This is a genomic window from Agromyces humatus (assembly GCF_021228295.1).
GTDB lineage: Bacteria > Actinomycetota > Actinomycetes > Actinomycetales > Microbacteriaceae > Agromyces > Agromyces humatus.
Window position 1 is genome coordinate 45,242 of record NZ_JAJQPD010000005.1, and the last position, 11,725, is coordinate 56,966.

The 11,725-nt window shown below is 71.0% G+C and carries 7 protein-coding genes; 3 read left to right on the forward strand and 4 right to left on the reverse strand.

Features of this window, described 5'->3' with window-relative positions:
- Positions 1-5 precede the first annotated feature (5 nt).
- Genes LSF15_RS09615 through aceB form a run of 3 tightly spaced genes read right to left on the reverse strand, consistent with a single transcriptional unit; the run spans position 6 to position 3,711 of the window.
- Positions 6-851 carry a bifunctional allantoicase/(S)-ureidoglycine aminohydrolase gene (locus tag LSF15_RS09615; protein ID WP_232498314.1) on the reverse strand — a complete coding sequence of 282 codons (846 nt, stop codon included), beginning with the start codon at positions 849-851 and terminating at the stop codon, positions 6-8.
- Entirely contained in the window at positions 848-2,110 is a 1,263-nt protein-coding gene (locus LSF15_RS09620; RefSeq protein WP_372459980.1) for a DUF6986 family protein, read from the reverse strand. Before LSF15_RS09620 ends, LSF15_RS09615 begins: the two co-directional genes overlap by 4 nt.
- Before the next feature lie 2 nt (positions 2,111-2,112).
- On the reverse strand, positions 2,113-3,711 hold the full coding sequence (gene aceB / locus LSF15_RS09625) for a malate synthase A (RefSeq protein WP_232498316.1): 1,599 nt from the start codon (positions 3,709-3,711) through the stop codon (positions 2,113-2,115).
- A gap of 127 nt (positions 3,712-3,838) precedes the next feature.
- Here aceB and LSF15_RS09630 point away from each other — a divergent pair, with 127 nt between their 5' ends.
- The 3 genes from LSF15_RS09630 to xdhC are packed head-to-tail and all read left to right on the forward strand — an operon-like array spanning position 3,839 to position 8,539.
- Positions 3,839-5,293: a xanthine dehydrogenase small subunit gene (locus LSF15_RS09630; RefSeq protein ID WP_232498317.1), complete on the forward strand. Its 1,455-nt coding sequence runs from the start codon at positions 3,839-3,841 to the stop codon at positions 5,291-5,293.
- Positions 5,290-7,698 (forward strand): xanthine dehydrogenase molybdopterin binding subunit, encoded by a 2,409-nt coding sequence (gene xdhB, locus LSF15_RS09635; RefSeq protein WP_232498318.1) that lies wholly within the window; start codon positions 5,290-5,292, stop codon positions 7,696-7,698. Before LSF15_RS09630 ends, xdhB begins: the two co-directional genes overlap by 4 nt.
- Before the next feature lie 13 nt (positions 7,699-7,711).
- Positions 7,712-8,539 (forward strand): xanthine dehydrogenase accessory protein XdhC, encoded by an 828-nt coding sequence (gene xdhC / locus LSF15_RS09640; RefSeq protein ID WP_232498319.1) that lies wholly within the window; start codon positions 7,712-7,714, stop codon positions 8,537-8,539.
- A 13-nt stretch (positions 8,540-8,552) separates the two neighbouring features.
- Here the strand turns inward: xdhC and LSF15_RS09645 are convergent, their stop codons facing one another.
- Complete coding sequence (locus LSF15_RS09645) at positions 8,553-11,717, reverse strand: efflux RND transporter permease subunit (RefSeq protein WP_232498320.1); 3,165 nt, start codon at positions 11,715-11,717, stop codon at positions 8,553-8,555.
- Positions 11,718-11,725 lie beyond the last annotated feature (8 nt).

Consider the following 11,725-nt stretch of genomic DNA (forward strand, 5'->3'; position numbering starts at 1 on the left):
CCGGCTCACCCCCATCGGCTCGCCGCCCTCGCGAGGTCGGGGCCGGTGAGCCGCACCTGGCGGTTCACGTCCTTGTAGAGCAGGTAGCGGAACGGCCCGGGACCGCCGGCGTAGCAGGCCTGCGGGCAGAACGCCCGCAGCCACATGAAGTCGCCCGCCTCGACTTCGACCCAGTCGCCGTTGAGCCGGTAGACGCCCTTGCCCTCGAGCACGAAGAGCCCGTGCTCCATGACGTGCGTCTCGGCGAACGGGATGACTCCTCCGGGCTGGAACGTCACGATGTTCACGTGCATGTCGTGCGCGAGGTCGTCGGGGTCGACGAATCGGGTGGTGGCCCAGGCGCCGTTCGTGCCGGGCATCTCTCGCGGCGCGACATCCTGGTCGCGGGTCACGAACGAGGCGACCTCGTACCCTTCGAGCGGCTCGTACGCCTTGCGGATCCACTGGAAGCTCGTGAGCTCGGCGCCCTCGTTCGAGATCGCCCAGTCGGCCCCTGCCGCGATGTACGCGTAGCCGCCGGCTTCGAGCACGTATCGCTCTCCTTCGAGCTCGAGCGTGAGCTGGCCGGTCGTCACGAACAGGACGCCCTCGACTCCCTCCTCGCGCTCGGGCCAGTCGGCTCCGCCTCCCGGCGCGATCTCGACGATGAGCTGCGAGAACGTCGTGGCGAACCCGGCGATGGGGCGCGCGAGGATCCATGCGCGCGTGCCGGTGAATCCCGGCAGGTTGCTCGTCACGATGTCGCGCAGCACGCCCTTGGGAATGACCGTGTACGCCTCGGTGACGATCGCCCGGTCGGTGAGCAGTTCGCTCTGTGCAGGCAGCCCGCCGGACGGGGTGTAGTAGCTCATGACGCCTCCTGGTGACGCGGCGGATGTGCGAGCGCGACGAGGGTCGCCTCGTCGATTCCGGTTGCGGCCGCGACCTCGTCGACCGAGATGGCGCCGCAGCGCACGCCGCGCAGCACGAATCCGGCGAGCGCGCGCACGGTGGCCGGTTCGTCGAGCACTGCGCCAGTGGCGCCGCGGAGGGCGTCGCGAAGGCGTTCGGATGCCTCGGGCCAGCCCTCTCGGTAGAAGGCGTAGGTGGCGAGGTACCGGGTGACGAGCTGGTTGGGGTGCAGGTCCCAGCCCTGGAAGAACCCGCGTTCGAGCGACCGGCGCACGAGCCGCGCGTGCAGCCGCCACGCGTCGGCGGTGCGCCGGCCGACGGGCAGGATGTTGGTCGACCCGTCCGAGAGGCGGATGCCCGTGCCCGCGACCGCGAGCTGCATGAAGCCCTTGGCGAGGTCGGCCGCCGGGTGCTCCAGCGACTGATAGCGTGCCGCGATGCCGAGCGCGGCGCTGTAGTCGTAGGTGCCGTAGTGCAGTCCGCTGATGCGACCCGGCACGGCCAGGGCGAGTTGCGCCACCGGCGACGATCCGTAGACGCCGAGCACGAGCTGCGGCGTCTCGACCTGCACCTCGAACCGCAGCCGCCCGTGCGGCAGTCCGTGCGCGCGTTCGAGCACGGTCATGACCTCGGCTGCGGCTTCGACCTGGGCGACCGTCGACACCTTCGGCAGGGTGAGCGCGAGGCCGTCGGGCAGCCCGCCGTTCTCCATGAGGGTGCCGATGAAGAGATCGAGGGTGCGGATGCCCCGGGCGCGGGTCGCGGCTTCGAACGACTTGAACCGGATGCCGATGAAGGGCGGCGCGAATCCGGCACCCGCGGCGGCGGTGATGCGCTTGGCGGCGCGCATCGCCTCGGCGTCTTCGGCCACGTCGCCGTGGTCGCCGTAGCCGTCCTCGAAGTCGATGCGCAGGTCTTCGATGGGTTCGATCGCGAGCTTCTCGCGGACGCGCGGCACGACGTCGGCGGCGAGCGTCGGATGCAGGCCGACGAGCGACGCGACGGCGTCGAGACCGCCGGCATCGTCGACGGCGTCGCGCACGGTGCGCCGCCACACGGTCGCCAACTCGGGCGTGAACCGGTCGGCCGGCACGTACACGGTGTGCACGGGCTGGCGGGATCCGTCGTCGCCGGGGTACGCCGTGCGCAGCAGGTCGTCGGTCGCGGTGAGGCGGGCGTCGATCGCGGCGAGATCGGCTGCGGTGAGCGAGGTGGTCACGCTCACTCCAGGAGCTCGTAGGCGGGCAGGGTGAGGAAGTCGACGTACTCGTCGGCGAGGCACAGGTCGGCGACGAGTCGCGCGGCCGGCTCGGTATAGGCGGCGAACCGCTCGGGCGGGGTGTCGGCGCGCAGGTGCGCGAGTTCTTCGTCGAAGACCTCGCGTACGAGCTCGGGCGTCATGGTGCGCCCGGTGTCGGCGAGCACGACGCCGTGCTGCACGTGCTGCCACACCTGCGAGCGCGAGATCTCGGCGGTGGCGGCGTCCTCCATGAGGCTGTGCAGCGCGACGGCACCGCTGCCGGCGAGCCAGGCCGCCGTGTAGGCGACGCCGACCGACAGGTTGGTGCGAAGGCCCGCCTCGGTGACCTCGCCGCCGCCCGCCGCGATGTCGAGCAGCTGCGCGGCGGCGACCTCGACGTCGGGGCGCTGCCGGTCGAGCTGGTTCGGCCGGTCGCCGAGCACCGCATCGAACACCTCGCGACAGACGGGCACGAGGTCGGGGTGCGCGACCCACGACCCGTCGAACCCGTCGTTCGCCTCGCGGGTCTTGTCGGCGCGCACCTTCTCGAATGCGACTGCCGTGGCGTCGGGGTCGGCTCGGTTCGGCACGAACGCCGCCATGCCGCCCATCGCGACCGCTCCCCGGCGGTGGCACGTCTTCACGAGCAACTCGGTGTACGCGCGCATGAACGGCGCCGTCATCGACACCGACGCGCGATCGGGCACGATGAACTCGGGGCCCGCGTCGCGGAACACCTTGATGATGCTGAACAGGTAGTCCCAGCGGCCGGCGTTGAGGCCCGACATGTGCTCGCGCAGTTCGTGGAGGATCTCGTCCATCTCGAACGCGGCCGGGATCGTCTCGATGAGCACCGTCGCACGCACGGTGCCCCGGGGGATGCCGAGCGCCTCTTGTGCGAACACGAACACGTCGTTCCAGAGGCGTGCCTCGAGACGGCTCTCGAGCTTCGGCAGGTAGTAGAAGGGGCCGTCGCCGTTGTCGATGAGCTGCCTCGCCGTGTGGAAGAAGTGCAGCCCGAAGTCGACGAGCGACCCCGAGGCGCGTTCGCCGTCGACGAGCACGTGCTTCTCGGGCAGGTGCCAGCCGCGCGGCCGGGTGACGACGGTGGGTCGGCGCAGGTCGGTGCGCAGCGCGTACGCCTTGCCCTCGGGCGACGTGTAGGCGAGCGTGCCGCGCGCCGCGTCGCGCAGGTTGCGCACGCTGCCGACGACGTTCGCCCAGGTGGGGCTCGACGCGTCCTCCATGTCGGCGAGCCAGACCCGCGCGCCCGAGTTGAGCGCGTTGATGGCCATCTTGGCGGGCATCGCCGGCCCCGTGATCTCGACCCTGCGGTCGACGAGCGCCTCGGGCGGGGGCGGAACGGTCCAGTCGGCGGCCCGTACGTCGGCGGTCTCGGGCAGGAAGTCGAGCGGCTCACCGCGGGCGATGCGTTCGCGGCGCGCGTGCCGCGCGGCGAGCAGCTCGCGACGGCGTGCGTCGAATCGATGGTGCAGCTGCTCGACGAAGGCGAGGGCCTCATCGGTGAGGATCTCGCTGCTGCCCGCAACCTCGTCGTGGCGGGCGGTCTCGATGCTCATGCGGCTTCCGCTCCCTTCCGGGGATGTCGCTCACACGCTCTGCTTCATCTTCGCGCAGAAGCGACCGCGTGGGTACAAGAACAGCGGGAACGGCGCGGCGTAGACTCCGAACACGAGGAGTTGGACCATGGATCACGTCGTTGTGACGGTCAACGGGATGGCGCGCCCGCTGCCGGGTGTCGCCGCGCATACGAGCCTGCTCGATGCGCTGCGCGATCTGGGGCTCACGGGCTGCAAAGAGGGCTGCGCCGAGGGCGAGTGCGGTGCGTGCGCGGTGCTGCTCGCCACGGCCGACGAGCGGGGCGGCGCCGAATGGACGGCGGTGAACGCCTGCCTCGTGCCGGTCGCCGCGGTCGACGGCCAAGAGGTCGTGACCTCCGAGGGACTCGGCACGCCCGCGGCGCCGCACCCCGTGCAGGCCGGCCTCGCCGCCGCCGGCGGCTCGCAGTGCGGCTACTGCACCCCGGGTTTCGCGTGCAGCATGGCCGCCGAGTTCTACCGTGCCGGGCGGGCGCCGGCCGACGGCGCTTCACACGGCGGCAACGGCGAACACGGCCCGAACGGCTTCGACCTGCACGCGCTCAGCGGCAACCTCTGCCGGTGCACGGGCTACCGTCCGATTCGCGACGCCGCCTTCGGGCTCGGCACGCCCGAACCCGCCGACCCGCTCGCGCAACGCCGTGCCCGTCCGGCCCCCGAGCCCGTCGCCACCCGTCTCGGCGCCGACGGCGCCCGCTTCGTGCGCCCGGCGTCGCTCGACGAGGCGCTGCGGCTCGTGCGAGACGAGCCCGATGCGGTGGTCGTCGCCGGATGCACCGACTGGGGCGTCGACGTGAACCTGCGCGGCCTGCGGGCCGAACTCGCGATCGCGATCGAGCGGCTGCCCGAGCTGCGCGAACTCACCGTGGGCGACGCCTCGCTCGAGATCGGCGCCGCGCTCACGCTCTCCGAGATCGGGCGCCGCCTCTCGGGTCGCGTGCCACTGCTCGACCAGGTCTTCCCGCAGTTCGCGTCGCCGCTCATCCGCAACCGCGCGACGCTCGGCGGCAACCTCGGCACCGGCTCGCCCATCGGCGACACGCTGCCCGCCCTGCTCGCCCTCGAGGCGCGGGTCGTGCTCGCGTCGGTCGACGGCGAGCGCGTGGTCGACCTCGCCGACTACTTCACCGGGTACCGCACCACGGTGCGCCGCTCCGACGAACTCATCCGGGCCGTGCGCGTGCCGCTGCCGATGGCGCACGTCACGGCGTTCCACAAGATCGCGAAGCGACGCTTCGACGACATCTCGAGTGTCGCCGTCGCGTTCGCACTCGACCTCGACGACGGTGTCGTCGCCTCGGCGCGCATCGGGCTCGGCGGCGTCGCCGCCACCCCCATCCGGGCTCGAGCCACCGAGGCGGCCCTCTACGGGCAGCCGTGGAACGACGAGATCGTCAGCAACGCGGCATCCGTGCTGGGGTCCGAGGGCACGCCGATGTCCGACCATCGCGCGAGCGCCGAGTACCGCGCGCTCATGCTCGAGAGCGCCCTGCTGAAACTGCACCGCACCCACCCGATGGCGAGCGAGGAGGTGCCCGCATGAGCGAACTCGCGGCACGTCCGGCGAACCCCGTGGTCGGAGTCCCCATGCCCCACGAGAGCGCGGCGATGCACACCACGGGCACCGCGATGTACACCGATGACCTCGCCGCCCGCACCGACGGCGTGCTCACCGCGTGGCCGGTGCAGTCGACGCAGGCGCACGCGCACGTGCTGCTCGACGTGCGGCCCGCGCTCGAGGTGCCCGGCGTCGTGCGGGTGCTCACGGCCGCCGACGTGCCGGGCGTCAACGACGCGGGCGTCAAGCACGACGAGCCGCTGTTCCCCTCCGAGGCGATGTTCCACGGGCACGCGCTCGCGTGGGTGCTCGGCGAGAGCGCCGAGGCCGCGCGGCTCGGCGCGGCCGCGGTGACGGTCGAGTACGAGGCGCTCCCCTCGATCATCACGATCGCCGAGGCCATCGAGGCGGGGTCCTTCCAGGGCATCTCGCCCACCGTGCAGCGCGGCGATCCGGCCGCGGCCCTCGCGACCGCGCCGCACGTGTTCACGGGCGTCACCGAGATCGGCGGCCAGGAGCACTTCTACCTCGAGACGCACGCGTCGCTCGCGCACGTCGACTCCGAGGGGCAGGTGTTCGTCGAGTGCAGCACGCAGCATCCGAGCGAGACGCAGGAGATCGTCGCGCACGTGCTCGGGGTGTCGAGCCACCGGGTCACCGTGCAGGCGCTGCGCATGGGCGGCGGCTTCGGGGGAAAAGAGATGCAGCCGCACGGCTTCGCGGCCATCGCCGCGCTCGGCGCGACGCTCACGGGCCGGCCGGTGCGGCTGCGGCTCAACCGCACGCAAGACCTCACGATGACCGGCAAGCGGCATCCGTTCCACGCCGAGTGGACGGCGGGGTTCGACGACGACGGGCGCATCGTCGCACTCGAGACGACGCTCACCTCCGACGGCGGATGGAGCCTCGACCTCTCGGAGCCCGTGCTCGGCCGCGCCCTGCTGCACGTCGACAACGCCTACTTCGTCCCCGACTTCGCCGCCCACGGCCGCATCGCGAAGACGAACAAGACCTCGCAGACCGCGTTCCGCGGGTTCGGCGGGCCACAGGGCATGCATGTCATCGAAGACGTGCTCGGCCGGGTGGCGCCCGCGCTCGGCATCGACGCCGCCACCCTGCGCGAGCGCAACCTCTATGCGCCCGGGCAGGCCACCCCGTACGGACAGCCGGTGCGGCACGCCGAGCGGCTGCGGCGCATCTGGAGCGAGCTGCGCGAGTCGAGCGACTTCGACGCAAGGCGCGCCGAGATCGCCGAGTACAACGCCGCCCACCCCGACGCCAAGCGCGCCCTCGCCATCACGCCGGTGAAGTTCGGCATCTCGTTCACCCTCACCGCGTACAACCAGGCCGGCGCGCTCGTGCACGTCTACAAAGACGGCTCGGTGCTCGTGAACCACGGCGGCACCGAGATGGGTCAGGGCCTGCACACCAAGATGCTGCAGGTCGCCGCGACCGCCCTCGGCCTGCCGATCGAGTCCGTGCGACTCGCGCCGACCCGCACCGACAAGGTGCCGAACACCTCGGCCACGGCCGCATCGTCGGGCGCCGACCTGAACGGCGGCGCCGTCAAGGCCGCGTGCGAGCAGATCCGCGGCCGCATGGCCGCGGTCGCGGCGGGCATGCTCGACGCCGACCCGGGCGACGTGTCCTTCGCCGACGGTCGAGTGTCGGCGCACGCGACATCCGATCGCTCGTATTCGTTCGCCGAGATCACCCAGGCGGCCTACCACCAGCGGGTGCAGCTGTGGGCGGCGGGCTTCTACCGCACCGAGGGACTGGCCTGGGACACCGCGCGCATGCAGGGCCAGCCGTTCAAGTACTTCGCCTACGGCGCGGCGGCGAGCGAGGTCGAGGTCGACGGGTTCACGGGCTCGTATCGCACCCGGAGGGTCGACATCGTGCACGACGTCGGCGACTCGCTCTCGCCGCTCATCGACCTCGGCCAGATCGAGGGCGGCTTCGTCCAGGGCGCCGGCTGGCTCACCCTCGAAGAGCTGCGCTGGGACGAGACCGACGGCCCCGGCCGTGGCCGCCTGCTCACCCAGTCGGCGAGCACCTACAAGCTGCCGAGCTTCTCCGAGATGCCCGAGGTGTTCAACGTGCACCTCGTCGAGCACGCCGCCGAAGACGGTGCCGTCTACGGGTCGAAGGCGGTCGGCGAGCCGCCGCTCATGCTCGCGTTCAGCGTGCGCGAGGCGATCCGCGAGGCGGTCGCCGCGTTCGGCCCCGCCGGCCACTGCGTCGAGCTGGGCTCGCCGGCGACGCCCGAGGCGGTGTTCATGGCGATCCGCGCGGCACGGGGTGCCGGGGCTGTGGTGCGCAAAGCACCCCGATCGGATGTCGCGACCGCGCGCACGACGTCGCAACCGCTCGTCGCGTCCGACACCTGAGCCGGGGCGTGCCGTGGACTGGGTCGACGCCGTGCAGCGGCTGCGCGGTGCGCGCACGCCGTTCGTGATCGTCACGCTCGCGATGGTGCGCGGGCACGCGCCGCGCGACGGCGGGGCGAAGATGGTCGTGGCCGCCGACTCGCTCTTCGGCACGGTCGGCGGCGGCAACCTCGAGGCGACCGCCGTCGACCGGGCCCGCGCGATGCTGGCCTCCGGCGCGGCCGAGCCCGATCTGCTCACGCTGACCCTCAGCGACCGGGCCGTCACCGATTACGGCGTGCAGTGCTGCGGAGGAGAGGTCACGATGCTCTTGGAACCCGTGCGGGTCGTGCCGTCGGTGGCGATCTTCGGTCTGGGCCACGTCGGTCTCGAGCTCGCCCGTGTGCTCAGCCGGCAGCAGGTCGAGCTGCACCTCGTCGACTCGCGCGCCGAGATGCTGGCGTCGGAGCGCATCGGGGTGCTCGCCGATGCGGTCGCGACGGTGCACGTGCGGCACCTGCCGGTGCCCGAGGCGGCGCTGGCCGACCTGCCCGACGGCGCGCACGTGCTCGTGATGACGCACGACCACGGTGAGGACCTCGCGATCGTCGAGTCCGCCCTCAACACGCCGGGCCTCGCATCGATCGGGCTCATCGGCTCACGGTCGAAGTGGGCGCGGTTCCGGGCGCGACTCATCGACGCCGGTCACGATGAGGCCGAGCTGGCCCGGGTGACGACGCCGATCGGCATCGACGGCATCGCGTCGAAGGATCCGGCGGCGATCGCGGTGAGCGTCGCCGCGCGCATCCTGCAACTCGTCGAGGAAGCGGCCGCACGTCCGGGCCCGCCGCTCCCCCGCTGATCAGACGCCGCGATCAGACCGCGGCCGGCTCGGGCGCCGGTGGCGCCGCCTCGGGCTCGGGCTCCTCGGGCGGCGGAGTCCGCTGCGACTTCGGCTTCGCGAACCGCAGGTACAGCGGCGGCACGACGAAGAGGTTGAGCAGCGTCGACGTGACGAGCCCGCCGAGGATGACGACGGCCATCGGGTGCTCGATCTCGTGGCCGGGGATCTCGCCCATGACCACGAGCGGCACGAGGGCGAGCCCCGTGGCGAGCGTGGTCATGAGGATGGGCGAGAGTCGCTCGGCGGCACCGCGCATCACGAGTTGCCTGCCGAACGTCTCGCCCTCGTAGCGTTCGAGGTGCTGGCAGTGGTTGATCAGCAGGATGCTGTTGCGCGCCGCGATGCCCATGACCGTGAGGAACCCCACGATCGAACCGAGTGAGAGCACGGCACCGGTGATGAAGGCCGCGAACACGCCGCCGACCAGGGCCACGGGCAGCGTCAGCAGGATCAGCGTCGCCAGTCGCCAGCTTGCGAACGCCGCCTGCAGCAGCAGGTAGATCACGAGTATCGCCGCCACGGCGAGCAGGAGCAACCGGTTGGTCGCCGCGTCGCGCTCCTCGGCCTCGCCGATGATCTCGGCATGGAATCCGGCGGGCAGCTCGACCTCGCGCAGCCCCTCCTCCATCGCGGCCACGACCGAACCGAGCTTGCCCTCTTCGACGTTGGCCTCGATGTCCATGCGGCGCGAGTTGTCGTCGCGCTCGATCGCGTTCGGAGTCGCCCGCAACGACACGTCGGCGACCGCCGAGAGCGGGATCACCTCGCCCGACGGAGTATCGATCGGCAGGTTGCGGATGCTCGTGACATCGGATCTGATCTCGACCGGGCTCCAGACCTGCACATCGTAGGCCTTGCCGCCCCGGAAGACGTCGCCGACCTCTTCACCCGCGACGAGCGTGGCCGCGGCGCGACGCACGTCGCCCGGTTTCAGGCCGTGTTCCTGCGCGGCGTCGAGGTCGACCGTGACCTCGAGCTGGGGAACATCGACCTGCAGCGACATGTGCTCGTCGATCGCCCCGTCGGTCTCGAGGAAGATCTCGAGGATCTCCTCGCCCGTGTCTCTCAGGGTCTGCAGGTCATCGCCGTACAACCGCACGACGACCGCGGTATCGCCGCCCGTGAGCACCTCGCGAATGCGTTCCTTGAGGTAGGTCTGCACGTCGCGACGGATGCCCGGGTAGCCCTGCACGAGCTCCTGCACCTTCGCGAGGGTCGCGTCGTAGTCGACCGCCGGATCGATGCTGATCCAGTTCTCGCCGAAGTACACGCCGTAGACCTCGTCCCCGTTGTACGCCTGCCCGATGTGCGCGCCGCAGTTGCGCACACCCTCGATCTCGAGCAGTTCCCGGCAGGCCCGCTCGCTGATTCGCACTTCCTCGGGAGCGGAGGTGCCGGGTTGCGTGACCCAGTGCATCAGGAAGTCGCGCTCCTTGAAGTCGGGCAGCAACGATTGGCCGAGGAACGGCACCGTGACCGCGCCGACGACGACCAGCGCGCCGAAGAACACGTACCCGGGCCACGGGCGGTCGACGATGGGCTCGAGCCCCTTGCGGTACCCGCGCTTGAGCACCCGGACGACCGGCGGATCGCGCGGGTCGAGCGGCGCCTTGCGCAACAGGATCAGCGCGAGCGCGGGTGTGACCGTGAGGGCGACGACCATCGACGAGAGCACGGCGAGGGTGTAGGCCAGCGCGAGCGGGCGGAAGAAGGCCCCGGTGAGACCCTCGAGGAAGAAGATCGGCACGGCGGCCACGATGATGATGAGGGTCGCGTAGATGATCGGGCCGCGCACCTCGAGCGAGGCCTCGAGCACGACCCTCGCCGTGGATCGTTGCCCGCCCTCGGCGCGTTCCTGGCGCAGGCGTCTCACGATGTTCTCGATGTCGATGATGGCGTCGTCGACCACGACGCCGACGGCGATCACCAGCCCGGCGAGGATCATGGTGTTGATCGGCGTGCCCGTCAGGTAGATGACGAGCGCCGCCGAGACCAGCGAAAGCGGGATCGCGATGATGCTGATGAGCGCGGTGCGCCACTGGAACAGGAACAGGGCGAGCACCATCATCACGAGGAGGACGCCGAGCAGGAGCGCGAGCGAGAGGTTGCTGATCGATTCCTCGATGAAGGTCGCGGGCCGGAAGATCTCGGTGTCGATCTCGATGCCGCGCAGGCCGGGCGCCAGGTCGGCGAGCACCGCCTCGACGCCCTCGGTCACCTCGAGCGTGTTGCCCCACGGCAGCTTCTCGACGATGAGCATGAGCCCTTCGCCCTCGTTGATCACGGCGTCGCCGATGAGCGGCTGGTGATCCTCGACGACGCGGGCGACGTCACTCAGCCGCAGCGGATCGCCGCCGCGCTCCTCGATCGTCACCTCGGCGAGTTCCTCGGGGGTCGTGATGGGCAGCACGTGCTGGATCCCGAGTCGCTGCTGGGGTGTGGCGACGTACCCGCCCGTTCCGATGACGGAGCCATTCGAGAACTGCAGCAGCCCGGCATCGAGCGCGTCGGCGGTCACGGTCATGACCTGCTCGAGGCTGACCCCCTCGGCGGCCATCTTCTCGGGCTCGGCCTGCACCTGCAGCATCTGCAGCCGCTCGCCCCAGATGGGGACGTTCGCCACCCCGGGAACGCGCAGCAGGTGCGCGCGGATCTTCCAGTAGGTGATCATCGACATCTCGATGACCGAGTGTTCCTCTGAGGTCAGGCCGATCTTCATCACCCGGCTCGTCGACGACAGCGGCTGCAGCATGATCGGCGGCGAGGCCCACGTCGGCAGGGTCGGTGTGGCGGTCGTGAGGCGCTCGGCGACGAGCTGTCTCGCCTTGAGCAGATCGGCACCCGGCTCGAAGATCAGCACGATCGACGAGATCTGGCTGACCGACTTCGATCGGATCTCGTCGAGCCCCTCGACGCCGTTGAGCGCCTCCTCGAGGGGCACAGTCACGAGCTGCTCGACCTCTGCTGCGGTCAGGCCGATGCAGAGCGTCTGGATCTCGACCCTCGGAGGCGCGAACTCGGGGAACACGTCGACCTGCGCCGAGCTGAGCTGCACGCCGCCGAACACCATGATGCCGATGGCCAGCGTCATCACGATGGTCCGGAACTGAAGGCTGAACCCGATGAGGCGTCGCATGTCGGTGC